Source organism: Gordonia sp. B8661-1, assembly GCF_059427765.1.
This window is the reverse complement of the sequence record NZ_JCAHRL010000007.1, coordinates 26,001-52,505: the sequence shown is the minus strand read 5'-3', so window position 1 is coordinate 52,505 and position 26,505 is coordinate 26,001. Positions and strand designations below refer to the sequence as shown.

Sequence of the window (26,505 nt, the reverse complement as noted above, 5' to 3'; positions counted from 1 at the left end):
CGTGTCAGTCATTCCGGTCGTCGGGTCCGAAACAAGATAGCAGCCGAACCTTGGGGCAGCCTGAGACGACCGGTGTGACCACGTCTCGCTCACCACCAGCGAAGGGCACGCTGCAGGTCGGCCTCGACGGCCGGGATCAGGCTGCGCACGAAGGTCGCCGACAGGTGGTGATAGTCGTGCCAGACGAGGATGTTCCCGACCACTGCCGGACAGTAGCCGTCCCGGCACATGGCCTCCGTGTAGTCGAGGAACGTCATGTTGGGGAACCGGTCGGCGATGGCGGCGGCGGGATCGGTCGGTGCCAGTGACAGGTCCTGTTTCACGCCGCATACGTGGGGTTTCTTGCCCTCGGCCAGACATTCCGGCGGTTTGCGCTGGCCGTGCGCCCACGGATTGTCACGGACCGCGATCACCTTCTGGTCACGCTCCCGGAACTGCGCGAAGATCTCCTGATAGTCGACCGGCACGAAGTCCCCGGTGCCCTTGCCCTCCACCGGCCGTGTCGAGTTGGTGAACACCACGTCGGGTTTGTCGACGGCCAGGCGGTCCATGACGCGTCGTGACCAGTCGTTGCACTGGTAGTACTTCTGCCCGAACCAGACGAACACGTGGCTGGTGGTGAGCGCACAACCCACCTTGAGATAGGTCGTGACCTTGAATCCGCGCCGTTTGCCGATGTCGTCGAGCGCGGTGATCCAGTACTCGGCATGGGAGCCGCCGACGAGGGCGATCGTGCGGGCGGCGTTCTTGTCGCCGTAGACGCCGACCTTGATCGACGGGTCCTTCCAGCCGCTGATGATCGAGTCGTAGGAGGTGATCGGCCAGTCCTTGTCGACCACCTCGGGACTGGGCTGCGGGTCGACCTTCGGCACCGGCGCGTTGTCGAGGAAGGCCCGCGCTCCCGGATACAACCGCGGATCGAGGTTCTCGGTGTTCACCGTTGCCGTGGCCGCCCGGTACTGCCAGATGCCGACGGTGCCGCCGGCGACCAGGGTCGCGACGACGATGGAGGCGACGAGCGCGCGGCGATGTGGGCGCGAGGCGGTGGCGCCGCGGCCCGCACGCAGCGGTGTCTCGACGAACCGGGTGGTGATCCAGGCGAGGACGACCGAGACCGCGAGGATGATCGTGCCCTCGAACCAGTTCACGTCGTCCTGGTAGCGCCAGGCCAGGTAGAAGATCAGCAGCGGCCAGTGCCACAGGTACAGGGCGTAGGCGATGGAACCCAGCCAGACCAGTCGCGGGTGTGCGAGGACGCGGCTGACGAGTCCGGGGCCGGTGTCGGCGGGTGCGCTGGCGGCCGCACCCGTCCAGATGAGCAGCAGGGTTGCGCCCACCGGGACCAGGGCGAGCGCACCGGGATACTCCTGGACACCTTCGATCCACCAGCCGCACGAGATGATGAGCCCGAGAGCGAGCAGTCCGAGGAGGTTGCGGAGCCACGCGCGGAGGGGAACGCGCGGCATCCAGACCGCGAGCAGGCCACCGGCGAGCGGCTCCCACAACCGGGCCACCGTGTCGTAGTAATTGAACGGCTGATTGACCCCGTGCCGGTAATTCGCCCACGCGAAGGACACCAGGGTCACGGCCAGCAGCGAACCACCGACGATCATGCGGATCACCGACGGCCGTCGGAGCGCCTCGATACTGCCTGCGAGCAACTTGAGCAGGCCACCGAGCGCGAGCGCACACAGCAGGGTCAGCAGGAAGAACTGTCCCTGCATCGACATCGACCACAGGTGCTGCAGCGGGCTGTTCGCCGAATCGGCGGCCTGATAGTCCTGGGATTCGAACGCCAGGTGCCAGTTCTGGTAATACAGCGCGCTGGCCTGTACCTCGGAGGCGAGCTGACCCCAGCGGGTCTTCGGCATGATCAGCGCGATCAGGGCCGTGCACACCGCGAGGACGAGCAGCAGTGCGGGCAGCAGGCGACGCAGGAGGCGTGACAGGCGGGGCCACGGGTCGATGGCCGTCCGCCATCCGACCTCGGGGGATCGCGTCGCCAGGACATGTTTGAGCAGCGATGCGACGAAGAAGTAGCCCGACAGCGTGAGGAAGACGTCGACGCCGCCGGACACCCGGCCGAACCACACATGGAAGATCGCGACCAGGGCGATGGCGATGCCGCGCAGGCCGTCGAGATCGTGGCGGTAACCCGACGTGGCCCCGGTGGCGGCGGTGGAGACAGTCGGGTTCACAGGCTGCGATCGTACTTGGACGCTAAATATGTGCACGTGGCACATAACCCTTCTGCGATCCGTCCGTCGGCGGCACGCTGGCTCCCCGAAGTACCGGCCGACGGCCGGACGGACACAACGGTCGGGGGTTTGCCTGATCGGGAAAGCAGGGGATATGGCAGATCAGGGACAGCAGCGGTCGGTCGCGATCATCGGTGCGGGCATCGGTGGTGCCAGTGCGGCGCTGGGCTTCGTCGACGCGGGCTTCGACGTCACGCTGTACAGCGACCGGGATCGGGAATCGTTGCGCGACAAGGTTCCTCCGACCGGCGTCGGCGTGCTCTTCGGCAAGCCGCGGGAATGGGATGCGGAGATCATCGAGGATCTCTACGAGATCGGGACCTCCACCGGTATCAGCGCGCGCCTCAAATCGGGCAGCGGTGATGAGCGCGCCGACGTGCTCGAGTTCAACCCCGACTTCGGCTATGGCGCCCAATCCGTCGATCTGCGGCTGCGCGCCGACGATCGCCTCGCGCGCTTCGAGGAACGGGGTGGGCGATTCGTGGTCGGCCAGGTCGATCCGGAAAGTCTCGACGAGATCGCCGCATCGCATGATCTGACGCTGGTGGCCACCGGCAAGGGCGGATTGTCGGCGCTGTTCCCGGTCGACGAGTCGCGCTCGGCCTATCGAAGCCCGCAGCGCAAGCTGCTGCAGGTGACGCTGCAGGGCGTCGATCACGGGCCGGATTCCTTCGCCTACCGCAACCGTGACGGTGGATCGCAGTCGTTCTTCAACCTCGACGGGGAGAACGGCGAGATCTACGGCGGGCCGTTCCTGCACAAGGATGCGGGCGCGACCTGGTCGTTCATCGTCTTCGCGAAGCTCGATGGCGCCTGGGCGCCCAAGCTCGACGACGTCACCGACGCGGCATCGGCACGACAGACGATTCTCGACATCTTCACCGAGTACTTCCCCGAAGACGCCCCGGTCATCGAGAAGCTGCAGGTGATCGAGTCGGATCCGGTGTCGTGGCTCAAGGGTGCGGTCACCCCGACGGTGCGGCAGGCCGTCGCCACGACGCGTGGCGGTCATCCGGTGGCAGCGCTCGGTGACACCGCCATCGCGGTCGACCCGGTGGCCGGACAGGGGGCCGCGAACACGCTGATCCAGACCGCGGAGCTGGTGAAGGCGGCCGCGGCCCATGACGGCCCGTTCACCTCGCAGTGGCTGGCCGATCAGTTCGAGAAGCACTGGGAACGCCGCGGCCACGCCTCGGTGGAGGTCACCCGACTCTTCCTGGGCGATCCCGAGTACGCCACGCATCTGGAGCTGGCCTTCCCTGCCGCGGCCGTGAACACCGACATCGCGTCGGCCCTGTTCGGCTTGCTGTCGGACCCGAATCCGCTGTTGACCCTGAAGACCCGCGAGGACGTGCTGGCCTTCATCGGTGCGGTCGCCGGCGAACCCGCGGAGGATGTGCTGGGACGCTTCACCCCGGCCGGAAGCTTCACCTCGGCAGCCGAGCCCGCGGGTGCTGTGGCCGGCTGATCTGTCGATATGCCGATAGCTCGGACGTGGAGAGCCGCTACGCGCGAACGGTCAGAACGCGGGGACCCGCCTCGGTGATCGCGATGGTGTGCTCGGAGTGGGCGGCGTTCGACCCGTCGGCGGACCGTAACGTCCACCGGTCGGGGTCGTGCACGATCCGGTCGGTGGTGCGTGCGAACCACGGTTCGAGCGCCAGGGTGAGCCCGGGAACCAGGCGCATTCCTCGACCCGCACGTCCCCGGTTGGGGACGTGCGGGTCTTCGTGCATCGTGCGGCCGAGGCCGTGTCCGCCATACTCCAGATTGACGGGATATCCGAATTCGTCTGCGACGGAACCGATTGCGAAGGAGATGTCGCCGAGGCGGCCACCCGGCTGTGCCGCCGCGATCGCCCGGTCGAGTGCGACGCGGGTGGCTCGCACGAGCCGCTCGTCCTCCGGGGCGGCAGTGCCCACGATGATGGTCCGCGCGGTGTCCGCGACCCATCCGTCGATGGACACCGCGATGTCCATGGTCAGCACGTCGCCGTCGGCGAGCACGTGATCGGTGGGCAATCCGTGCAGTACGGCGTCGTTCACCGACAGACAGATGACGTTCCGGAACGGCCCTCGTCCGAACGACGGTGAGTAGTCCCAATAGCAGGAGAGGGCTCCGCGCTCCGTCAGCATCGTCCGTGCGCGGTCTTCGAGGTCCAGAACGTCGACGCCGACGGCCGCGCGTTCCGACAGGTCGTCGAGGACGTCCGCCAGGAACGCCCCGGTCACTGCCATGTTGTCGATCTCGGCCGGTGTCTTGATCTCGACCACGTGTGTTCCTCCGGTCCTTCGTCGACCGGTATTTCTATACCGGTCAGGTATGAAAATACCACCTCGTCCACTACGTTTGTGGCATGGTCCGATTGCCCTTGTCTCCCGAGCAGATCGCAGCGGGACGCCGTTTGGGTGCGCTGCTGCGTGAACGCCGCGGAACCCGCACGCTCGACGATGTGGCGCGGTGCGCGGGGATCTCCCCGGAGACCCTGCGCAAGATCGAGTCCGGGCGCATGCCGTCCCCCGCATTCGGCACGGTGGTCGGGTTGGCGGGCGCGCTCGACGTTCCCCTCGACGATCTCGCCGGCACCTGGCGCGGGAAAGAGGCCTCCGACACCGGTGTCCGGGCCTCGTGACGAGGAAGGGATGGTCGGCCGACGACGCACCGTCGATGGCCGGCCGGACAGCCGTGGTCACCGGTGCGAATTCGGGTGTGGGGCTGGAGACGGCCCGGCATCTCGCCCGTCTGGGTGCGGGGGTGGTGCTCGCGTGCCGGAACACCCGGTCGGCGGAATCGGCACGGGACGACATCGCGCGGAGCGTCCCCGGAGCGCAGCTCGACGTGGTGCGGCTCGACCTGGCGGAACTGGCATCGGTACACCGGGCCGCGGACGCGATCCGGCGCGACCATCCGCGCGTCGATGTCCTGGTGAACAATGCCGGGGTGATGGCGGGACAGCGTGAACTGACCGCCGACGGTTTCGAGATGGACTTCGGCACAAGCTTTCTCGGACACTTCGCGTTGACCGGACTGCTGATCGAGCAGCTGTGCGAGGCGGATGCGGCGCGGGTGGTGACCGTCGGCAGCACGGTGCACCGGGCCGGTGAGGTCGACTTCGGCGACCTGGCGATGGAGCGATCATTCCATCCGGCGAAGGCCTACGCGCGGGCGAAGCTCGCGCAGATGGTCTGGGGTGTCGAACTGCAGCGCCGATTGACCGGACAGCCAGCCCGGGTGATCTCGGTGATGGCTCATCCCGGCGCCACGCACAGTGGAGTGATGCGGAATCAGAACCGGCTTCTCAGTTGGCTTTTCACCACACCGTCGCTGCGATGGATTCGTCGCACCTTCATCATGGACGGCCCGGAGGGGGCACTCCCGAGTCTGCGGGCCGCCACCGATCCGTCGGTGATCGGCGGGCAGTACTTCGGTCCGGTGGGCCGCAGAGGGCTGGCGGGTCCACCCGAACTGATCCTGCCCGCGCCGCGCACCTTCGATCCGGTTCTCGGAAAGAGATTGTGGGACACAGGGGTCGAGCTGACCGGAGTCGACTACGGCTTCCCGGGCTGAGTGATGAACACCTCGAATGCGGCGCGCAACTGCTCCCGCAGTCCGGTGAGAAGTTCGCTGTGGCCTGCGATGTGCTGCATCAGGCCGCGCTGGAACAGTCCGTCGACGGTGACGTAGGCAGTGGCGGAGTCCACGGTCATCGGTTGATCACTCAGCTCGGCGAAACGGGAGACGACCCGCCAGATCATCGCCTCGCGGTTGGTGTCGATCTCCATCACGTCGTCGCGAAAGGACTCATCGAACAGGCTCTGGTTGCGGAGGTCGTACCAGAGTCGATGCAATGCGGTGTCGCCGACGAGCGTCTCGAAGAAGGTGTCGGAGAACATGTCTCGCAACTCTCCGGCACTCTGTGCCTGCGCGACGACCTCGTCGTAGCGCGTCACGCAGACGGCTTCGTACTGCCGTACCGCATGCGTGATCAGGTCGAGTTTGTCGGAGAAGTAGTAGTGCAGCACGCCATGTGAGTATTCGGAGTTCTGGGCGATTTCGCGCAGGCTGGTGCGTGCGTAACCGAGTTCGGCGAGCGTATGCAGGGTGGCAACGGCGAGTTCGGTGCGTCGCGCGTCGAACTTGTCGGCCACGCTGCGCCGGCCACCGCGGGTTACGGTCTGCACCCCGGCCCCCTCCTTTCGCCCGCTCGTTGACATCTCACGAGTCTAGACCGTCCGTATTTTTCAGACGACTGTCAAGATTTTTCTTGACGACTGTCAAGACGACGCTCTACGGTGTGATCCAGACCACTCATTACGACGGGGAGACGCCCATGACCAGCTATGACCTGACCGGCCGGACCGCACTGGTGACCGGAGGTGCACAGGGGCTGGGAGCCGGAATGGCTCACGCACTCGTCGAGGCGGGTGCCGCAGTCGCGGTCGCCGACATCAAGCGGGAGGAGGGCGAGCAGACCGTCGAGGTCCTGCGGTCGACCGGAGCGAAAGCGGAGTTCGTCCCGCTCGACGTGACCAGTGACGACCAGTGGGAGGTTGCGGTCGCGGCGGTGATCGACGCACTCGGCGGACTCGACATCGTGGTGAACAACGCCGGTATCGAGGTCACCAATCTGCTCATCGACCTCGACGCCGAGGCGGCGCGGACGATGCTCGATGTCAACGTGATCGGTACGGCCCTCGGTATCAAGCACGCATTCCGGGCAATGCGACCGGACGGCGCGGCGGGCAACGGGGGTGCCGTCGTCAACATCGCGTCCGTGGCCGCGACCATCGCCTTCCCCGGCATCGCCCTGTACTCGGCGACGAAATCCGGTATCGATCGCCTGACCCGGGTGGCGGCAGCGGAATCCGGGAAGCTCGGTTACGGCGTGCGGGTGAACTCCATCTACCCCGCCCTCACCCCGACCGCGATGGGCAACAAACTGGCCGTCGAAACTGCTGCGCTGGGACTGTTCCCCTCACCGGAGGCCGCCGCCGGTGCGGTTGCCGAACTGACTCCACTCGGGCGCCTCGGGCAGGTCGACGACATGGCCGATGCCGTGGTCTTTCTCGCATCGGATGCCGCCAAGTTCATCACCGGCGCCGGCCTCCCGGTCGACGGCGGCATGGGTATGTGACCCACCCCGACATCGTTCAGCACCGAACATCGTCCAGCACCGAACATCGTCCACGACAACAGGAGTAGAGCTGTGCCCACCGACAAACGAGTCGTCGTCTATGGAGCGTCCGGATACACCGGCCGCCTGATCTGTGAATACCTGCGCGAGTACAACATTCCGTTTCTGGCCGCCGGCCGGGACGGCAAGCGGGTGGCCGAAGCCGTTGCGGCGGTGCCCGGAATCGACACCGTCGAGTACGAGACCGCCGAGGTCGAGCACACCACCGAAGCGCTGACCGAAGCCTTTCGTGGTGCGGAGGTCGTACTGAACACCGTCGGTCCGTTTGCCCGCTACGGCCACGAGGTCGTTGCCGCCTGTCTGGAGATCGGTGCCCACTACACCGACACCAACGGCGAACAGAACTGGATGATCGACTGCGAGACGCAGTACGGCGCCGACTTCGCGGCGAAGAACCTGGTGCTGACTCCCGGTCTGGCACAGATGTATTCGATCGGGGAAATCGCGGCGCAGATCTGCCTCGAGCATCCCGGACTGGACACCCTCGACATCGAGGTCTTCTGGAAGGGCCACCCGACTGTCGCCTCGACCAACACGATCCTCACCAACGCAGCCTTCGCCAAGGCCTATTACCTGGAGCAGAACGAGTATGCCGAATGGGATCCGGACGCCGGTATCTACGAACTGGTGGTGCCCGGTCAGCACGAGCTCGGTCTGGCCCTGCCCTGGGGCGGTACGTCCCATCCGGTCTGGTTCAAGAATGATCCGCGCGTGGCCAATGTCCGTGCCCTCGGTGGAGTGCAGAATCGGCCGCTGATGCTCGGTGTGCCCCAGATCGTCGCTGCCGCACTGGAACAGATGGACGGCAAGTCGGACGCCGAGAAGTACGAGATCATCGACGCGACCGCGGGGCAGGTGCGCAGTGAGATGCCGCCGCGAGAGAACCCGCGGATCAACACCTCCCTCGATTCGGTGTACGCGTCCGGGCCGCTGGGGCGGGCGCACTGCGTGATCCACGGCAACTGCAACTACAAGCAGACCGGCCTGCTCAACGCCTACGCCGCGTCGGTGTTGCTCCAGTCTCTGCCGAAGGCCGTCGGATTCATTTCCAGCTGTACGGCTTTCGGGCATCGCGAACTGCTCGGAGTCCTACGGTCCTTCGGTCTCGTCCTCGATCCCGTCTTCGAGATCCATCACTGATGCGGCTCTCCGACTATCTCGACAAGGGCGCGTCTCTCGGCCCGGATCGTCCGTGTCTGACGATGGGGGACCGGACGCAGACCTACGGTGAGGTGCACGATCTTTCGGTACGGATCGCGGGTGCGCTCCAGGCGTCGGGGGTCGAGGCCGGAGACCGGGTGGCCGTGCTCTCCGCCAACGATCCGCTGGCATTGACGTGCGTCTTCGGGATCTCCCGTGCGGGTGCCGTGTGGTGTCCGGTGAATCCCCGGAACGAGGCGCACGAGAATCGTCAGCTCTTCGAGTTGTTCGGATGCCGATTTCTGTTCTTCCAGAAGAAGTTCGCGGAACTCGTCGCGCGTATCCGCGACGATCTTCCACAGTTGAGCACGCTGGTCTGCCTGGACGGTGACGTGGAGGGCTCCACGCCGTTCGCGGACTGGCTCGAATCCTGCCGCCGGGTGCCTGACCCCGATCGGCGCCCGGCGGCGGGCCTGGCCATGCTTGCCGGCACCGGCGGTACCACGGGTCGGCCCAAGGGGGTTCGACTCACCGAGGCGAACATGATGACGTCGACGGCGCTGGCGCTGATGAGTTATCCGTTCGGTGACCGGCCGCGGTATCTGGCGCTTGCGCCGCTGACCCATTCGGCGGGAGTGCTGACCTTCCCCATTCTCAGTCTGGGTGGCGAGGTGGTGATCATGCCTGCACCGGATATCGGAGAGTTCCTGCGGCTCATCGAAAGTCGCAGCATCACCCATGCGTTCCTGCCGCCGACGGTGATCTACGGCGTTCTCGATCATCCTGATCTGGACGACACCGACCTGTCCTCCCTGCGATGTCTCTGGTACGGGGCGGCACCCATGTCGCCTGCGCGGCTCACCGAGGCGCTGACCCGGATCGGGCCGGTGCTCGGCCAGTTGTTCGGACAGACCGAAGCGCCCAACATGATCGCCACCCTGGCACCTGCCGATCATTTCCGGCCGGACGGGTCGATCGCCACCGACCGCCTGTCGTCGGCCGGGCGACCGACCCCGCTGACCATGGTGGCGATCATGGCCGAGGACGGATCGCTGCTCCCGACGGGTGAGCGGGGCGAGATCGTCGTCCGCGGACCACTGGTGATGGACGGCTATCACGAGAATCCGGACGCCACGGCCGAGGTGTCGGCCTTCGGATGGCATCACACCGGAGACATCGGGTACCTCGACGTGGACGGGTATCTGTTCGTCGTCGACCGCGCGAAGGACATGATCATCACGGGCGGATTCAACGTCTACTCGGCCGAGGTCGAGCAAGCGCTGTACGAGCATCCGGCGGTGAAGGACAGCGCGGTGATCGGACTGCCCGACGACAAATGGGGTGAACGGGTGACGGCCGTCGTCCAGCTGCGTTCGGGACGCAGTGCCTCGCCCGACGAACTGATCGCCTTCGTCAAGGAGCGTGTGGGCAGCGTGAAGGCGCCCAAACAATTAGAGATCTGGGACGATCTGCCGAGGTCGAAGGTGGGGAAGATCCTCAAGACGGATATCCGGTCGATGCTTCGTGGTGACTGACCGAGCCGGTAACGTGTGCCTCTGGCTGATGCCGCGGAGGTGATCGATGTCCGACGCGCGACGTGGTCGTGGGCGCCCGCCCGGACCGCCCGTGGACCCGGCGGAGCGGCGCGCGGAGTTGCTCGACGCCGCCGAACGTGCCGTCCGGACATCGGGTCCGGACGTGAGCCTGGCTGATATCGCGGCCGAGGCGCACCTGACGCGTTCGGCCGTCTATGCGGCCTTCGAGGATCGGGAAGCGCTGATTCACGCTCTGGCGCACCGGCATTCGATGAAGATCATCGAGCGGCTCGCCCGTATTCCCGACGAGGTGACCGATCCGCGGGCACAGACACGCGCGAGTGTGGAGATCCTTGCGGCCTGGTTCGACGACGACCCGAAGGTCGCCGGCCTGCTCGGTGGCCGGATCGACGCACCTCAGGCCGGCGCATCGGGTCCCATCGCGGTCGCGCTCGCCGATATCCTGCGCGCCGGCTTCCGTCTGCGGAACCGCGATGCGTCCGGGGCGCAGGCGTGGGCGCATTTCTTGATCGGCGGTATCGCCGGTGGTGTCGGGTGGTGGACTCGCTCGCGGACGATGGCGCGGGACGAACTCGTCGACCATCTGACGGATTTGGTGTGGTCCGGATTCTCGGGTGCGGGCGACGCGCCTTCTTGACGCTCGAACGCATAAAAGACACCATGTCTTTTATGAACGAAGCGATGACCGCGTCTCGCGCCGAGGCGATCACGGGGGCCCGCAACTGGGCCACGGTCCGAGCGCGGTATCCCGACCGGGTCGATGCCATGGCGGTCGGCCTGAACTGCGGAGACACACTCGCAGACGCCGTCATCGACGAAATGTTCGGCGACGACGGCTGTACCTGGAATCAGATCGTCGGGCTCCTCGAGGACCCCGCGTGCGCCACGGTGTCGCCGCCCGCACTGAGTGCTTTCCTGGACAGCGTGCGGACGCCGCCCGCCTGGTTCGACCCGGCGATGGCCCGGGCCGGTGCCCAGGCGTGGTGGCGGTTCGGCTCGTTGCAGTCGAGCACGCTGTATCAGTCGCTCATCTACGGCTATCAGGCGCGGGGATTCATCCGGCCGTTGGTCCAGACCGGGCGGTTGACGGACGGGACCTGGGACCGGGTGCAGGCGACCGCCCGCTGGGTCACCCTCGCGACCGCCCCGGATCTCATGCGGCCGGGAGCACCCGGATGGGTGGAAACCGTGCGAATTCGCCTGGTGCACGCCATGGTTCGCCATCACCTTCGTGCATCGGGCGAGTGGGACGACGCCGAGTGGGGCGTACCCATCAATCAGACCTATTCACAGTTCACCGTGACCGCCGGATTCCTGGTGCTGCCGCTGGAGGTCGCCAAGGATCTCGGTGTGCGCTATTCGTCCGCCGACCTGGAGGCCATCACCCATCTGTGGCGCTGGATCGGCTGGGTGCTCGGAGTCCAGGAGCATCGATTGCCCGCGGACTTCGACGATGCGAGGCAGATCCATGACATCGCCAGGGCGTTCCGCATGCGCCCGGACGCCGAGTCGAAGGTACTGGTCCGTGCATTGATGAACGATGGCTACCGAGCTGACCTCGGGTTACCTCGTCCTCTCGGCGGTGCTGTCCAGACGATGTCCGGGCCGTTCATGCGAGCACTGTTCCACGCAGTGTCCACGCGCTGGGTCGCCGACGACGACGTCGCCTCCGCCATGGGCTTGCGCGGCGCTCCGTTGTTGCATCACGTGGTCGACCTCGCCCGGCCCGTGGTGCGGTCGCGCGAACTTGCCCGCTCGATGGGCTTGCTGGGGTCGGAACGGATTGTCGCGCAACGGGAATTACGCCTCGTCACCAGCCGGCTGGGCATCGATCTCACCGACCCGGTGGCATTCAGCCACCGCTACCGAGGAGCCGACAAGGGGCGCCTGGACACCGTTGCCTGACCCGTGGAGACTGGGGGCATGGAACAGCTGCGCCTGTTGTACGACGGTGATTGCGGTTTCTGCCAGAAATGCCTGAACGTGCTGAACAGGCTGGACCGCAAGAACCGGGTCGAGTCGATTCGCCTCCAGGATCCCGGCGCGCCCGAGTCCTTCGGTGTGACCATGGATCAGGCGTCCGAAGCGTCCTGGGCGATCGCTCCCGACGGTGAACGCCATCGCGGTGCCGGCGCCATCGCCGCAGCGCTGGGCGCCGCGCTCGGCACCGGGCTGCCGCTCGGCATCTATCGGCTGCCGGTGATCCGGCAGGTCGCCGACCGCGCCTATGAATGGATCGCGACCAACCGCTTCCGGCTGCCCGGCTCCACGGGTACGTGTGCCATCTCACCACCGTCCTAGGTCCATCGGCCCTGGTCGAAGCCTCAGGATCGGGCGGTAGCATGGCGACGTCCACGACTGCTGCCGAAACGCGAGTGAGCTGACACATGACGAGTGCCGAGACCGCCGAGCCCCGGGATGTCGAGGCCGCCGATGCGACGGCCGAGCCCGACGAGGTCGACGCCTGGCCCGCGTACATCGAGTCGTGGAACCGGATCGCCGCCTGGGTGCTGGTCGTGTGCGGCGCCGTCGGATTCGTCGGTTCCTTCGTGCTCACCGTGGAGAAGTTCAAACTCGCCGCCGACCCGGAGTATGTGCCGTCCTGCAGCATCAATCCGGTGCTGAGTTGTGGTTCGGTCATGGCGCGATGGCAGGCCGGGCTGTTCGGCTTCCCCAACCCGCTGCTGGGTATTGCCGGCTTCGCCGTGGCCATCACCTTCGGCATGATGCTGTTCGCGAAGGCCCGTCCCGCGGCGTGGTTCTGGGGTGGACTGCAGATCGGTGTGACCCTTGCCGTGGTGTTCATCCACTGGCTGATCATCTCGAGCCTCTACTACATCGGTGCGCTCTGTCCGTACTGCATGGTCGTGTGGGCCGTGACGATCCCGATGTTCCTGTACGTGACCATCCGCAACGTGCACGCCTCCGGACTCACCGCCCGATCGCTGGTCGCGCGGGCCTTCGCGCACAGTCATGTGCTGATCCTGATCCTCTGGTACCTGATCATCGTGGTCCTGATCGGAATCGAGTTCTGGGATTACTGGTCGACGCTGATCTGATCGCGGGCATCTCCTCTGGCATCCTGGATTCCATCCGAGGATGAGAAGGGAGCCGGCATGGCCGACTACGGCATCGAGAGCACGGACGGAATCACGCAGGTCTTCATCGAGACGCATGACTGGGACAAATCCGTCGCGTTCTTCCAGCATCTGGGCTACGACCTCGAGTTCGAAACAAACCATCGGTCAGGACAATTCACGTCGAAGACGGGGCCGTCGCTGTTCGTCGCGGAGATTCCCGCCGATCGCGAGCCGACGGTCCAGCCGGTGCTCGCGGTCAAGGACGCGGCGTCCTTCGACACCGCGTCGATGGGTGCCGCGCCGTTCGCCGAAACGCATTTCGGAACCGCCATGACATCGGTGACCGACCCCGACGGCCGCACCTGGGGATTGCAGGCGCCACTGGACTCGCTTCCGCCCCAGTAGCCCTCAACGGCGGGTGTGGCCCGTGCGCGCGACCCGGGTGGTGCGATGCGGGCACGGTTACAGTGAGGCATGGTTTCCGGGATTCGGGCGACGTCGAGTACCGGCCGCTGGCTGATCGCCGCCGCGGTGCTCGGCTCGGGCGTGGCATTCCTCGACGGCACCGTCGTCAATGTCGCCCTACCCGCGATCGCGCGGGATCTCGACACCGGTCTGCGCGGGCAGCAGTGGGTGCTCGACGGGTACATGCTCACCCTGAGTGCCCTGCTCCTCGCCGGCGGAGCGGCCGGTGACCGGTATGGGCGTCGCCGCGTGTTCGTCTGGGGTCTGGTGCTCTTCGCCATCGCGACGATGGGGTGCGGACTGGCGCAGACCGAGGGCTGGCTGATCGCCGCCCGCATCGTGCAGGGGATCGGCGCGGCAGCCGTCGTCCCGGGCAGCCTCGCGCTGATCGATGCGGAGATCGCCGAGGAGGACCGCGGACAGGCTATTGGCATCTGGGCCGGAATGTCCGGCGCGACAAGTGCTCTGGGCCCCTTCGTCGGCGGGTGGCTGGTCGATTCGGTGTCCTGGCGCTGGGCGTTCTTCCTCAGCGTGCCATTGGCTCTCGGTGCCATCGCGATCACGCTGCGGCACGTCCCCGAGTCGCGTGCCGACGATGTGACCGGACGTCTCGACATCGCAGGGATGGTCACGATCACCCTCGGACTCAGCGGGGTGATCTACGCGTTGATCGAGGGACCCGCACAGGAGTGGTCCGCTGAGCCGATCGTCGCCGGGGTGATCGGTGTGGTGTCGCTGGTGGCCTTCGTGATCATCGAGAGTCGTGTCGCCAATCCGCTTCTGCCGCTGTCGTTGTTCCGGTCGTCGCAGTTCACCGGCGCCAACCTCACGACACTGGTGGTCTATGCGGCGCTCGGTGGAGCACTCTTCCTGCTGGCCCTGCAACTGCAGCAGAGCATGGGCTATTCGGCGCTCGAAGCAGGCCTCGCCACCCTGCCGAGCACCGTCATCATGCTGTTCGGCGCCTCCACATCCGGACGCATCGCCCAACGCATCGGCCCCCGGATCCCGATGACCATCGGGCCCATGATCGCCGGAGCGGGACTCGCGCTGATGGTCCGGATCGAGCCCGGCGCAAGCTATCTCGCCGCGGTGCTGCCCGCCGTCGTGCTGTTCGGTATCGGCATGACCGTCACCGTCGCTCCTCTGACCGCCGCCGCACTCGGCGCCGTCGACCAGAGTCGATCCGGTATCGCCTCCGGCGTCAACAACGCCGTCGCGCGTCTCGCCTCGCTTCTCGCGGTTGCCGTACTGCCGGTCGTCGCCGGCATCAGTGCCGGCCCCGGCGAACCCCTCGGCGACGGTTTCGGCAAGGCCATGCTCATCTCCGGAGTCGCCTGCGTCATCGGTGGATTCATCGCCTTCGCGACCATCCGCTCCGGCCGGGCGACCACTCCGCACGTCCACCCCTCGCCGACCCATGCCTGCGTAGCGTGCGACGAGCGAGCCGCGGTCTAGGTGGCCCGTTGTCCGCGCGCCTGCTGAAAACATCGTCCTGAGAGGTGTCCGAGGGCATATTGCCCTCGGAGGGTGCTGTGGGCGACGTTTTCAGTCGTGGTGGCGCGCTATGTTCGGGTCATGGACGCATCGATCTTCCTCACCTTCCAGCCCACGCGTGGTCAGAGTGCCGCCGAAGCCATGGAGTTCTACGTCGATCTGTTCACCGACGGCCAGATCGTCTCCGACCAGCGTCGAGCACCGGGAGAGCCCGGTGGCGAGGGTACGGTTTTCGTCGCCGAGTTCATCGTCGCCGGACAGCGATTCCGGTGCAGTGACAGCGCGGTCGAACATGCCTGGGATTTCACACCCGCCGTGTCGATCTGGGTCAACGCCGACTGCGCCGAGGAGCAGAAGCGACTGTTCGATGGTTTGTCCGCCGGTGGACAGGTCATGATGCCGCTCGGTGACTACGGCTTCGGCCCGTTCGGCTGGGTGCAGGATCGTTTTCGCATCAACTGGCAGCTCGCGGTTGCTTCCTGATCACGAGCGCGCAGCCCATGTCGGATAACCATGTCGTGTTCCTGGGCCTCGACGGCAAACGAAGCCCGGGCGATCGAGACTATTGACGCTCAGATCGCGTGGTTGATCGGTCGTGGCGTCATCACGCCATACGACTTGTCCGACACGACGCACCCCGTCTACGCAGACGGACCCGCGGCCGACGACCTACTGGACCCGGCATATCTCGGTGCGATCAGAACCGGAAAGTACGCCGCACCAAACGGTTTCCAGCTCCAAGCGTGGCGCGGGTGGCACATCGCCGATCCTGGTGGAAACTTCGAACAACCCCCGTGTCGGCCATCGCGCCCGCATCATCCACGCGCGCTACTGATCGACCGTCATGTGCGCGCAGGGGAACTGCTTGACTAATTAGTAACCGTTGAGTTACCAATAGTGGGTGGACGCGTTCGAGGCACTGGCAGACCCGGTTCGTCGGGGGCTGCTGCAGCGGTTGGCTTCCGGTTCGGCGCGGGTCGTGGACCTGGCCGCCGAGTATCCGGTCAGTCGGCCCGCGATCAGCAAGCATCTTCGTCTGCTGACCGAAGCGGACCTGGTCACCGCGACGACCCGGGGCCGCGAGCGGCATTACTCGATCAATCGTGACGGGCTCGCTCCGGTGCAGGACTACGTGGCCGGCCTCCGTCGCGTTGGCCCGCCGATTCCCGAGCATGCCCTCGACGCCCTCGACCTCGAGGTGCGTCGGACGACACGCGAACGTACCAAGACCCCTGCGAACAAGGAGAACACCGCATGAGCACCCCGACCCCCACCGGACACCGAAGAGTCGTCGACGGCGAAACATATTGCGAATGGCAACGCACTTTCCACGCGCCGATCGACGACGTGTGGGCCGCCGTCACCGAACCCGAACGGCTCGCGCGCTGGATCGGTACCTGGACAGGCGATCCCACTGACGGCCACGTGAAGTTCCAGATGCTCTTCGAGGGTGACGACATTCCGGCGGAACACTTCCGGATCGATGAATGCGAACCGCCGCTCCGGCTCCGCATCACGACCTCGATGCCGTACGACGGCGACGAACCCGAACACTGGCTGCTCCGCCTGGATCTTCAGGAATCCGAGGGTGTCACCACCCTGACCTTCGCTCAGAACGTGCCCGATCCGGCCATGGCCGAAGGCGTGGGACCCGGCTGGGACTACTACCTCGACCGCATGGTCGCAGCCGAGAGTGGCGCACCGGTGGAAGGTGTTGTCTTCGAGGAGTATTCGCCATCAATGGCGGCGTACTACCGTGCGGAGTTCACCTCGCGCTGACACTCGGGCATGGCCACAGTTCCACCGCGTACGACTGGAAAAGTCGGGCCCACATATCTGGTGGAGAATTGGTGAGGGCTGTGGTCGGCGATGTCGGAAAGTTGGGTGGTGCGACGCCACTCGCCTTCGCGACCATCCGTTCCGGCCGGGCGACCACTCCGCACGTCCATCCCTCGCCGACGCACGCGTGCGTCGCGTGTGATGAGCGGTCCGCAGCCTAGGCGGGCCCGATGACGATGCGCGTGCCGTGGGCACTAAAATGATCTGCGGTGTGCCGGGAAGTCTGGTCGGCGGTATGTCCGTCGTCTGACCGAAAAGAGGCTCTACCGTATGAAGGACGCACCCCGTAGCCGGCTGTTCAGTCGCGGCTCCTGGTCGGAGACCAGCCGGATCGCAGCAATTCTCCGTCGCGAAACCATTGGTGGCGCACTGCTGCTGGTGGCGGCTCTGGCCGCACTCATTCTGGCGAACTCTCCGGCCGCGGATGCCTACCACCGGTTGATGGAGACCACGATCGGCCCGGAGTCGCTGCACCTGCATCTGTCGATCGCGTCGTGGGCGGCCGACGGACTGCTGGCAATCTTCTTCTTCGTCGTGGGACTGGAGCTGAAGCGCGAGTTCGTCGCGGGCGACCTGCGTGATCCGGCGCGTGCCGCGTTGCCGATCGCGGCGGCCGTCGGCGGCATGCTCACTCCTGCCATCATCTACGTGGCGATCAATCTCGCCGACTCGTCAGGCCGCGCTCTGAACGGCTGGGCCATTCCCACTGCGACCGACATCGCGTTCGCGGTCGCCGTTCTCGCGGTCGTGGGCACGAGTCTCCCCTCGGCGCTGCGGACCTTTCTGCTCACGCTGGCCGTCGTCGACGATCTGCTCGCCATCCTCGTCATCGCCATCTTCTACAGCGACAGTCTGAACTTCACGGCGCTCGGCCTGGCGGTGATACCTCTGGTGCTGTTCGCGGTCGCCGTTCAACGACGCATCAGGGCGTGGTGGGTTCTTCTCCCTCTGGCGGGAGCGACCTGGATTCTGGTGCACGCCTCGGGAATTCACGCCACCGTCGCCGGTGTCGCGCTCGGTTTCATGGTCCCGGTACTGCGGAGTGAGGCCGCGGGAGGTCCGGACGCCGGTCCGGGTCTCGCCGAGTACCTCGAGCACAAGGTCCGCCCCATCTCCGCGGGTGTCGCCGTACCGCTGTTCGCGTTCTGTGCCGCGGGCGTGACCGTTGGTGGGCTGGGCGGACTGCAGCGTTCGCTCACCGATCACGTCACCATGGGCGTGATCTGTGGGCTCGTCATCGGTAAGGCGGTCGGCATCTTCGCGACGACCTTCCTGCTGTCGAAGTTCACCCATGCATCCCTCGACGACGGGTTGCGGTGGCCCGACATCGCCGGCGTCTCGATGCTGGCGGGCATCGGTTTCACGGTGTCCCTGCTGATCAGCGAACTGGCCTTCGCCGGCGACCCGGTCGGAACCGAACATGCGAAGATCGGCGTCCTCGCCGGCTCGATCACCGCGGCCGTGCTCGCCGCCGTCGTCCTGAGAATCCGCAATCGCGCCTACCGGCGGTTGGCCGACATCGAGACGATCGACGATGACCACGACGGAATTCCCGACGTGTATCAGCAGAAGGGCCAGCGCAGGTGAGCCGAACGCCGGGGTGACATCGCCGCCAACCGGTGACACGGTGGACGGCGTTGTGGTGGAGAGTTATTCGCCGATGAACGGTATCCGGTCCGTGGCGGACCCCGACGGCAGCTGACACGTGGATCTGGCGCCCCCTCTCGACGCGTAGGCTGGAATGGTCGGGCCATATGTTTGGTGGAGAATTGGTGAGCGCTGTGGTCGGTCAAGTCGGGAAGCTGGGTGGTGCGACGCCACTCGTGCAGTTGGAGAAACTGCTCGGCGACGACGGACCGGCGCTCTACGCCAAGCTCGAGTCGTTCAATCCGTCGGGATCGGCGAAGGACCGCACTGCGCGATTGCTGATCACCGAAGCTCTGGAGTCCGGGTGCATCGCCCCCGGCGATCACGTCGTCGAATCCAGTTCCGGCAACTTCGGAGTCGCGCTGGCCCGCCAGTGCCGACTGTCCGGACTTCGCTTCACCTGCGTCATCGACCCGCGGACCAACGACATGACGCGGCGCCTCATCACTGCCTACGGTGCCGAGATCTTCGAGGTGCCGGCGCCGGATCCGGAGACGAACGACTGGTTGGTGGCCCGGCTCGATGCCGTTCGGCGCCTGGTCGACGATGCCAACGCGGCCGGGCGGCACGCCTGGTGGCCCAATCAATATGCGAACAGCGGTAATCCGCGTGCGCACTCCGAGGGGACGATGAGGGAGATCGTCGAAGCGTTGCCGTCGGTACCCGATGTCGTCGTCATCGCCACCAGTACCACGGGAACCCTGGCAGGCTGCATCGACTACGCGCATCGACACGGACACCGGACGCGGTTCGTCGCGGTCGACGCCGTGGGCAGCGTTCTCTTCGGCGGCGAACGCGGACAACGCAAACTACCGGGCTTCGGCGCCGGCACCGTGCCCGAGATCGCGGAGACGTTCACCCCCGATGCCGTGGTACGGGTGTCGGACCTCGACTGCGTCGTCGGGTGCCGGGTACTCGCGGCGACAGAGGGCTATCTGGCCGGGGCATCGGGTGGGGGAGTGGTGAGTGCGCTTCCTGCACTGGATCTCTCGGCCGATGACACCGTGTGTCTCGTCCTGCACGATGGTGGCGAACGGTACCTGAACACCGTCTACGACGATGACTGGGTTCACGAGCATCTGGACTGCGACGCGGACCGCCTGGACGGCCTGATGGCGTCGCCGCCCTGGGAAATCGCACGATGAAACTGGCGGTCGTCGGTGGCGGTCCCCGATTCGTCTTCGCGCTCGAGTCGCTCATCGAGGCCGGAGCCGAACTGCCCGAGGTCGTCGTATTCGAGCCGCGGTCCCAACTCGGCGCGGGCAGCGGATACGACACCGACCAGCCGGACTTCTTCCGGCTCAACGTCGCTGCCGACGTCATCCTGAGTCGCTCCGTCCTCGGATGTTCGTTCGCGGAGTGGCTCCGCGTGAATCATCCGGATCTTCGAGATGAGAGTTATCCGCCACGTGCGCTGGTGGGACACTTCCTCTCCGAATGTATGGATGAAATCTGCTCGCGGATACCACGATTCACACACGTGCGAGACCGCGTCGTCGACATCGTGCCCGGAGCAGACGGATGGCGCGTGATGACGGCATCGGACACCTACGACGCCGACGCGGTACTGATCGTGACCGGGCACAATGACGACTGGCCGGGGCGTCTACCGGCAACGACAGCAGTTCCCGCGTATCCGCCGCGGTACATGGATGAGGACATGACACTGCGCTCGGTCGAGATGCGGGGCGCTGCCCTGACCGCCATAGACGCCACCCTCGCATGCACCGAGGGGCGGGGCGGGACGTTCACCGACTCACCCGGCCGGCCCGGAGCCGTGAATTACTCTGGTGCAGAGCACACTCCGGAATCCATCACCTGGCGAACCAGGTCCGGCCGGTTGATGGCGACGAAGCGGACCATGGACGCTTCGCAGAGCTGTCTGCTCCGTGACACCGTGATCCCGCGCCGGACACTCCCGGCCACCCGGACGACGCGCGACCTCCTCGACGAGGCCACCGCAGCCATCGCCGATGCCGTTGAGGCGACAACGCGTGAGCGCCCGGAGGATCCGCAGGACTGGCTGGACGTTGACCTCCGGATGGCCCACGGATTTCTACGGCCCGATCACATCTGGGCCCGGGCGGAAGCGTGGCGCCTTCTCTATCCGGACCTCGTTGCACGGCACGCGCGGTGGCAGACCGACGGTGGCCAACCTCCGGAAGGGTGGCACGCCTTCCGTGACCTCGCGGTCGAGATGGAGCCCCTCGCTTTCGGTCCGCCGGCCGTCAATGCCGAGAAGGTCCTCGCATTGCTGAAAGCCGGAGTGCTCCATGTGACATCGGGGGCGGAGCGGTCGCCGGCGGACCTTCGGGTCGATGCCGTTCTCGCACCGCCCGGTGTCGAGGGCACCACCGATCCGCTGTGGACGCGGTTGATGGCACGTGGGCTGGTCCAGGCCGCTCCCGACCGGCGCGGCGTGCAGGTGGCCCCGGACGGGACGGCGCTCGTGAACGGCCGGCGGATGTCGGGACTGGCCGTCGTGGGCCGGGCGACCGAAGATGTGGTCCTGGGGACGGATACCCTGAGTCGTACGCTTCATCATGATCTGGATCGATGGGCCGGGAACCTGGCCGCATTGGTGAAAGGTACTGCATGACAATCGAACCGACGGTCCATGGCCACACACCAGTGCCCGCACGTCTGGAACCCTGGCAACGCAGGACCGTGGCCGAACCCGCGGAGATCGTGGGGCTCCTGGACACCTACGGTTCGCCGGTGAACCTGCTCGACACCGAGCTGGTCGGACGCCACGCGGATGAATTGGTGACGGCGGCCCGGGAATTCGACATCGATCTGCGAGTGTTCTTCGCGCGCAAGGCGAACAAGGCGCTGTCGGTGGTGGATGCGGCACTGGCGGCCGGGCACGGTGTCGACGTCGCGTCGGCGACGGAACTCGAACAGACGCTGGCGCGGGGAGCCGATCCGTCCAGGATCATCGTCACCGCCGCGGTGAAACCGGCGTCGCTGCTCAGGTTAGCGCTCCGGAACCGTGTTCTCATCTCCCTGGACAACCTCGATGAGCTGCGCCTGATCGAGCGACTGGCGGATGACGAGGATCATCCGCGACCGGTTCGACTCGCGATCAGACTGACGCCCGAGGGTGACGGTATCCCGTGGTCGCGCTTCGGATTACCGAGCGACGAGGTGCTGTCCGTGGTCCGGCGGGCGGACCCGTCGTCGCTGCGCATCGAAGGACTGCATTTTCATCTGAACGGCTACTCCCACACCCAGCGCGCCGCCATGCTGCATCGGGCGCTCGACATCATCGACACGGCCCGTGACTCCGGGCACCCGTTGGAGTTCATCGACATGGGTGGCGGCGTACCCATTCGCTACCTGGATGACCCGGAGCCGTGGCGTGCGTTCACCGATTCGATCTCGAAAGGTACTGAGCCACTGTGGGAGTCGCGCGCCCTGGGGCACGTCTATCCGATGTGGCAGGATCCGGTGCGGGGCGGATGGCTGCGCGAGGTGCTGACGATCGATGGCGTGGGCGCCCGGTTACGCGAGAGCGGTGTTCGGCTGCATATCGAGCCGGGACGGGCGTTGCTCGACGGGTGTGGCATGACGGTGGCGCGCGTGGAGTTCCGCAAGCAACGCCCGGACGGTACGTGGGTTATCGGTCTCGCAATGAACAGAACTCAACTGCGTTCGGCTGCAGATGATTTCATCCTCGATCCGATTCTGATCCCGGCAGACCGGCGAGAACCCACGGAGGCGATCGACGGGTTCCTCGTCGGCGCCTACTGCATCGAGAACGAGCTCATCACGTGGCGCCGTCTTCACTTTCCGCAGGGCGTGGCCGTGGGGGACTGCGTTGCCTTCGTCAATACCGCCGGCTACATGATGCACATCCTGGAGAGTACGTCGCACCGTATGCCGTTGGCGGTCAACCTGTTCAGGGCCGACGAGCGTTGGCACGTCGATCCCATCGACGTTGCGGACTGATCTTCTTCGGTACCATCGCTGACGAAGGGTCGGGAACCAAGACGAGGAGGCAAGCGATGTCCGAAACCGGAGTTGTGCGTTCGGTCCCCGAGTTCGATCTCGACCGTTACCTGGGCCTGTGGTTCGAAATCGGTCGGCTACCACTGAAATGGGAGGATGACGCCGCCACCGATGTGACCGCGGAGTACTCCCTGAACGACGACGGCACAGTGCGCGTCGACAACCGGTGTTTCGACAAGGACGGCAAGCCCACCCAGGCCATCGGACAAGCAGAGGTCGTCAAGGGTGAGGTCGGCCAGTTGGAGGTCACCTTCCTGCCCGAAGGTCTGCGCTGGATTCCCTTCACGAAGGGTGATTACTGGGTTCTGAAGCTGGACAACGATTATCGCGTCGCGCTGGTCGGCACGCCGGATCACAAGAACCTCTGGCTGCTGGCCCGCGACCCTGCTGTCTCCGACGACGTCAAGGCGAACTATCTTGCGACCGCACGGGACGAGGGCTTCGACCTCGATGACTGGATCGTGACCCCGCAGTCCGGCAATCGCGTGCACGACGACCAGTTGTCGTAAGTCACTCGGCCGGGTCAGGACAGCATTGCCAGGGTGATGTCGATGAACTGCTGGCGGACCTGTTCTTCGGTGAGGTCGAGAAGGAGCTGATGGGTCGCGCCGTCGAACACGGTGACCAGGGCCCGTGCCATCTTCTGCGGAGTATTGAGGTGCGCGGGAAGAGTGATGTCTTGTGCGGCAATGAAACCGGCGATCATGTCGGTCACCGCGGCGCGGAGCGTGGAACGCTCATCGGCCAGTTGCTCCGCAACCTCTGGGAACCGCGCCGCGTAGGTGACGAAGTCGGTGTTGATGAGCAACCACGTCCGGTCGATGTAGAGGCCGTTCGCCCAGGCCGTCACGAGGGTGGTGACGTCGTCGATGTTCGTCGTCTGCAGTGCATCGACGGTATACGTTGCCCCCTTGGCGGCTTCGCGTCGGTAGAGCGCAAAGAAGAGTTCATCGAGTGACGAGAAGTTGGAGTAGAAGGCGCCCTTGGTGAGACCCGCGGCGCGGCAGATGTCATCGATGCGGGTCCGGCCGAATCCCTTGGCGGCGAACGCTTCATACGCGGCGTCGAGGAGGCGCTGCTGGGTGACCTCACGTCGTCGCGTCTGGTTCTCTTCGCTCGATGAGGGACCGGTCATGTTCACAGTCTCTCACGAGTAGCGCATGTCGATACCTTCTGGTATTCAATACCCTATGGTATCGAACCAGGTGAAGGTCTCCCGCCGGCGCGCCGCGTGGATTCTGCCGGTCGTACTCATGTTCTGTGGGGCCTTATCGGGCGTGACGGCGGGGACGGCGGAGGGGCGTCCGGGTCGCGGAGACCTGGTCACCCGGTCGTACGCGAACGATGCGGGGAGTCGCACATACCAGGTGTACACACCGCGGGCCGACATGCGAGGTAGACCGCTCGTCGTGTGGCTGCACGGGACGAGCGAGGTCGCGAACGGCGATTCGCGGGTGGTGCAACGGAGCAATTCGCTGGTGCGCGAGGCGGGCGAGCGAGGGTACTCGGTGGTCGCGCCCAATCAGTCATTGTCGGCGCATCCGCAAGGTGCCTGGAACATCTTCGACCCCAAGGCGATGATGCGTGGACACGGCGAGGTGTCGATCGTCGCGGGCATCATCCGGCGTGAGATACGCGCGCTCGGCGCCGACCCGCGGCGCGTGTACGTCGCCGGCCACTCCGCAGGTGCGGCGATGACGAATTACCTTGCGGCGCTGTACCCGGAGCTTGTGACGGCGACTTCGGTCTCGGCGGGATGGCCGTACCTCGGTGATCCCACGGGTCTTGCCGTCCGGACGGCGATGGGACCGCGCCGTCGAGCGGTGCCGACCTTCATCACGCAGGGCACGAACGACACGTTGTCGGTGCCGCTCTTCGGTGCGGCCACCCGCAACGCCATGCTCGCAGTCAACGGATTCGGACCACGCGACGTCATCTCATCGAAGCGGATTGCCCCCGGGCAGGATCGTTACGCCGTGGATCTGACGACCTACGGCCGACGGGACCGAGTGGCGGTCGTCTATGCCAACGTCCTTGGCGGCAACCATGCCAGTGGCCCGGGAGCGGTGACGATCAACGGGCGGGCACTCGACGGCCGGGTCATCGATTTCCTGCTGGCGCAGTCTCGCTGAGCGTTCCGCGGAACGCTCAGGGTCGGCTCCGGCTCAGGAACGCGGACCCTTGTGGGTGACTGCGGGTGCCGTCATGCAGCCTGATTGGTAGTAGAAGTTCTGGATGGTCGCGCTGTTGTATCCCTGATCGGACAGTGCGTCACTCACCCCGGGTACTTGGGTCCCTTCCGTTCGCGTGTCGGAACAGGTGTGGCGATGCATCTGTCCAGCAGACGCGTTACCCTGCTTCGCTTTGCGGTTGTCTGGGACGTCTGCCTCGCAATGGCGCCACCCGAGCTCGCCGGGACGCCCGATCGCAGTCAAAGCGTGTAGCTGTCGTCTCCTTCGAATCGGATGCAGGGGGAGGTGGAGAGCACATCGTGGCGTGTTGTCCCGTTGACTGTCTTCGTTCGAATAACGAGGAAGAAGCCGTCGCCGTTCTCCAGGCGTACTCCGTCTCCGTCCTTGTCGGGTGGGAGTTCTGTCGACTGGTATCCCTGCGACTCAAGATCTTTCAAACCTTTGGTCACAGCGTCTGCGATTTCTGGCGATCGCTCGACAATGATGTTTACTGCGTTGATACTCCAGGGCGGGCCTGTGGTTCGGAAGTTTGAGTCGGTGGCACAACCCAACATGTTGGGAGGCGCGATTGGACCTTTCGGAAACGGTGCGTTGGCGTTCCATCCAGGGTCGAGGGCTTTTATATTCATGTTGACCGTGCGCCACGCCGCCGTGAGGTCGACATGGCGGACCTGAGGTTTGGGGGAGTCGTACTGGTAGCAACCGGCGGTCAGTCCAATGACCGCTAGCACGGTGCCAAAGCCACGTACGCATTTCATGTTCACCACGGTAGCCGGAGGGGGATGTCAGGTAATGGCCCAGGAAGGTCGATCTCTCCATCGAGTGCGTCGATGAATGGTCCAACAGGTGTGAAGCGGGTCATGCCTGTCGCAATGTCGTACGCCGGATCTGTGGCTCGGTCGGGCTCGCGCTCAACATAGGGCTCGGGCGCACCGCCCGTGATGACTTTGACCATGTTCTGGAATGCATCAGACTTAGGGTCATTCCAGTACCCGCCGTGCGCAGACGGCCCGTGAACCGGGCCGCGCGGGTAGTCAGGGTTGTTCCCGCTGTCGAGGCCGGTCTGGATCAAGCCTTGCAGGTTGGTCGCGTCAGCCTTTTTGTCGGGGTCGGGGTGTGTGACGGTCCCCGTCGGAGTGACATCGAAGCCATCTTGTACTGCTCCGTCGACGATCTTCAGTACGTGTTCGCGTGCGTACGTCAGATCCTGTCCGGCGTCCTTCGACTCGTCGGATATCTGCTGGAGAACATTGCGTACCTCCGAGATGTGATCGGCTTCCTCGGTGATCTTGGATTGGGCGGCATTCTTGGTCTGGCCCGTCCACCGAGAGTTGGCGTCCATCGCGCGAAGGACAGCGTCCATCGCGCCGTCGAGCTTCATGGCATTCGTTTGGGCGGCTTCACCGGCCGCAGTCAGCAGTTGCGGTGCCCACGCCCTGAGTTGGGAAATGGTGGGCCGCATCAGCGTCGAGGCAGTTGGGAGAACGTATCGGCTGAGGACCGGTCGTTCTCTACGGTCGTGGCCGTGAATCTGTGAAGGTTCTCGCCCAGGCGGTTCAGCCTGTCGGCGATTGATCGCGTTGCCGAGCTTGCGGGTTCGGCGCATTCCTTGATCGCTGCGAACGT

At 65.6% G+C, this 26,505-nt stretch carries 27 protein-coding genes; 21 read left to right on the top strand and 6 right to left on the bottom strand.

Annotated features, from left to right (window positions below):
- Positions 1-89: 89 nt before the first annotated feature.
- Entirely contained in the window at positions 90-2,243 is a 2,154-nt protein-coding gene (locus AC4JJG_RS15155) for an acyltransferase family protein (RefSeq protein ID WP_495398618.1), read from the bottom strand.
- A 109-nt stretch (positions 2,244-2,352) separates the two neighbouring features.
- On the opposite strand from AC4JJG_RS15155, the gene AC4JJG_RS15150 reads away from it, so the two are divergent.
- Positions 2,353-3,726, top strand: a complete 1,374-nt coding sequence (locus tag AC4JJG_RS15150; RefSeq protein WP_495398619.1) for a styrene monooxygenase/indole monooxygenase family protein — start codon at positions 2,353-2,355, stop codon at positions 3,724-3,726.
- A 37-nt stretch (positions 3,727-3,763) separates the two neighbouring features.
- Here the strand turns inward: AC4JJG_RS15150 and map are convergent, their stop codons facing one another.
- Positions 3,764-4,531 (bottom strand): type I methionyl aminopeptidase, encoded by a 768-nt coding sequence (gene map / locus AC4JJG_RS15145; protein WP_495398620.1) that lies wholly within the window; start codon positions 4,529-4,531, stop codon positions 3,764-3,766.
- Between the two features lie 83 nt (positions 4,532-4,614).
- On the opposite strand from map, the gene AC4JJG_RS15140 reads away from it, so the two are divergent.
- Positions 4,615-4,890 (top strand): helix-turn-helix domain-containing protein, encoded by a 276-nt coding sequence (locus AC4JJG_RS15140; RefSeq protein ID WP_495398621.1) that lies wholly within the window; start codon positions 4,615-4,617, stop codon positions 4,888-4,890.
- 35 nt (positions 4,891-4,925) lie between these two features.
- Complete coding sequence (locus tag AC4JJG_RS15135; protein ID WP_495399586.1) at positions 4,926-5,825, top strand: oxidoreductase; 900 nt, start codon at positions 4,926-4,928, stop codon at positions 5,823-5,825.
- Here the strand turns inward: AC4JJG_RS15135 and AC4JJG_RS15130 are convergent.
- Positions 5,807-6,439, bottom strand: coding sequence for a TetR/AcrR family transcriptional regulator (locus tag AC4JJG_RS15130; protein WP_495398622.1), 633 nt, complete (start codon positions 6,437-6,439; stop codon positions 5,807-5,809). The two genes, AC4JJG_RS15135 and AC4JJG_RS15130, sit on opposite strands and share 19 nt — an antisense overlap.
- Before the next feature lie 149 nt (positions 6,440-6,588).
- Here AC4JJG_RS15130 and AC4JJG_RS15125 point away from each other — a divergent pair, with 149 nt between their 5' ends.
- The 17 genes from AC4JJG_RS15125 to AC4JJG_RS15045 all read left to right on the top strand — a co-directional run bounded on the left by AC4JJG_RS15125 (position 6,589) and on the right by AC4JJG_RS15045 (position 23,196).
- Positions 6,589-7,392 (top strand): SDR family NAD(P)-dependent oxidoreductase, encoded by an 804-nt coding sequence (locus tag AC4JJG_RS15125; RefSeq protein ID WP_495398623.1) that lies wholly within the window; start codon positions 6,589-6,591, stop codon positions 7,390-7,392.
- 72 nt (positions 7,393-7,464) lie between these two features.
- Entirely contained in the window at positions 7,465-8,592 is a 1,128-nt protein-coding gene (locus AC4JJG_RS15120; protein ID WP_495398624.1) for a DUF5938 domain-containing protein, read from the top strand.
- Positions 8,592-10,127, top strand: a complete 1,536-nt coding sequence (locus AC4JJG_RS15115; RefSeq protein ID WP_495398625.1) for an acyl-CoA synthetase — start codon at positions 8,592-8,594, stop codon at positions 10,125-10,127. Before AC4JJG_RS15120 ends, AC4JJG_RS15115 begins: the two co-directional genes overlap by 1 nt.
- Positions 10,128-10,173: 46 nt before the next feature.
- Positions 10,174-10,785 carry a TetR family transcriptional regulator gene (locus AC4JJG_RS15110; protein ID WP_495398626.1) on the top strand — a complete coding sequence of 204 codons (612 nt, stop codon included), beginning with the start codon at positions 10,174-10,176 and terminating at the stop codon, positions 10,783-10,785.
- Between the two features lie 32 nt (positions 10,786-10,817).
- Entirely contained in the window at positions 10,818-12,053 is a 1,236-nt protein-coding gene (locus AC4JJG_RS15105) for an oxygenase MpaB family protein (RefSeq protein WP_495405786.1), read from the top strand.
- Between the two features lie 18 nt (positions 12,054-12,071).
- Positions 12,072-12,449: a thiol-disulfide oxidoreductase DCC family protein gene (locus AC4JJG_RS15100; RefSeq protein ID WP_495398628.1), complete on the top strand. Its 378-nt coding sequence runs from the start codon at positions 12,072-12,074 to the stop codon at positions 12,447-12,449.
- Between the two features lie 86 nt (positions 12,450-12,535).
- Positions 12,536-13,207 (top strand): vitamin K epoxide reductase family protein, encoded by a 672-nt coding sequence (locus tag AC4JJG_RS15095; protein ID WP_495398629.1) that lies wholly within the window; start codon positions 12,536-12,538, stop codon positions 13,205-13,207.
- Positions 13,208-13,264: 57 nt separating this feature from the next.
- The gene (locus tag AC4JJG_RS15090; protein ID WP_495398630.1) at positions 13,265-13,633 is read left to right on the top strand and encodes a VOC family protein; all 369 of its coding nucleotides are present in this window, start codon (positions 13,265-13,267) and stop codon (positions 13,631-13,633) included.
- Positions 13,634-13,702: 69 nt separating this feature from the next.
- Positions 13,703-15,151 (top strand): MFS transporter, encoded by a 1,449-nt coding sequence (locus tag AC4JJG_RS15085; RefSeq protein ID WP_495398631.1) that lies wholly within the window; start codon positions 13,703-13,705, stop codon positions 15,149-15,151.
- Positions 15,152-15,271: 120 nt separating this feature from the next.
- Complete coding sequence (locus tag AC4JJG_RS15080) at positions 15,272-15,673, top strand: VOC family protein (protein ID WP_495398632.1); 402 nt, start codon at positions 15,272-15,274, stop codon at positions 15,671-15,673.
- Positions 15,674-16,091: 418 nt separating this feature from the next.
- Positions 16,092-16,448: an ArsR/SmtB family transcription factor gene (locus AC4JJG_RS15075; protein WP_495398633.1), complete on the top strand. Its 357-nt coding sequence runs from the start codon at positions 16,092-16,094 to the stop codon at positions 16,446-16,448.
- Positions 16,445-16,969, top strand: coding sequence for an SRPBCC family protein (locus AC4JJG_RS15070; RefSeq protein ID WP_495398634.1), 525 nt, complete (start codon positions 16,445-16,447; stop codon positions 16,967-16,969). The genes AC4JJG_RS15075 and AC4JJG_RS15070 overlap by 4 nt, the downstream gene beginning before the upstream one ends.
- Positions 16,970-17,299: 330 nt before the next feature.
- Positions 17,300-18,616 (top strand): Na+/H+ antiporter NhaA, encoded by a 1,317-nt coding sequence (nhaA, locus tag AC4JJG_RS15065; RefSeq protein ID WP_495398635.1) that lies wholly within the window; start codon positions 17,300-17,302, stop codon positions 18,614-18,616.
- A 185-nt stretch (positions 18,617-18,801) separates the two neighbouring features.
- Positions 18,802-19,821 (top strand): pyridoxal-phosphate dependent enzyme, encoded by a 1,020-nt coding sequence (locus AC4JJG_RS15060; RefSeq protein WP_495398636.1) that lies wholly within the window; start codon positions 18,802-18,804, stop codon positions 19,819-19,821.
- Positions 19,818-21,275: an FAD/NAD(P)-binding protein gene (locus AC4JJG_RS15055; protein ID WP_495398637.1), complete on the top strand. Its 1,458-nt coding sequence runs from the start codon at positions 19,818-19,820 to the stop codon at positions 21,273-21,275. Before AC4JJG_RS15060 ends, AC4JJG_RS15055 begins: the two co-directional genes overlap by 4 nt.
- On the top strand, positions 21,272-22,627 hold the full coding sequence (locus AC4JJG_RS15050; protein WP_495398638.1) for an alanine racemase: 1,356 nt from the start codon (positions 21,272-21,274) through the stop codon (positions 22,625-22,627). Before AC4JJG_RS15055 ends, AC4JJG_RS15050 begins: the two co-directional genes overlap by 4 nt.
- 56 nt (positions 22,628-22,683) lie before the next feature.
- Positions 22,684-23,196, top strand: coding sequence for a lipocalin family protein (locus AC4JJG_RS15045; protein WP_495398639.1), 513 nt, complete (start codon positions 22,684-22,686; stop codon positions 23,194-23,196).
- 14 nt (positions 23,197-23,210) lie between these two features.
- Here AC4JJG_RS15045 and AC4JJG_RS15040 read toward each other — a convergent pair whose 3' ends face one another.
- Positions 23,211-23,822, bottom strand: a complete 612-nt coding sequence (locus AC4JJG_RS15040; RefSeq protein WP_495398640.1) for a TetR/AcrR family transcriptional regulator — start codon at positions 23,820-23,822, stop codon at positions 23,211-23,213.
- Positions 23,823-23,877: 55 nt separating this feature from the next.
- On the opposite strand from AC4JJG_RS15040, the gene AC4JJG_RS15035 reads away from it, so the two are divergent.
- Positions 23,878-24,819: a CE1 family esterase gene (locus tag AC4JJG_RS15035; protein WP_495405785.1), complete on the top strand. Its 942-nt coding sequence runs from the start codon at positions 23,878-23,880 to the stop codon at positions 24,817-24,819.
- A gap of 299 nt (positions 24,820-25,118) precedes the next feature.
- Here AC4JJG_RS15035 and AC4JJG_RS15030 read toward each other — a convergent pair whose 3' ends face one another.
- The gene (locus AC4JJG_RS15030) at positions 25,119-25,637 is read right to left on the bottom strand and encodes a hypothetical protein (protein WP_495398641.1); all 519 of its coding nucleotides are present in this window, start codon (positions 25,635-25,637) and stop codon (positions 25,119-25,121) included.
- Positions 25,638-25,639: 2 nt separating this feature from the next.
- Entirely contained in the window at positions 25,640-26,341 is a 702-nt protein-coding gene (locus AC4JJG_RS15025; protein ID WP_495398642.1) for a WXG100 family type VII secretion target, read from the bottom strand.
- Between the last annotated feature and the right edge of the window lie 164 nt (positions 26,342-26,505).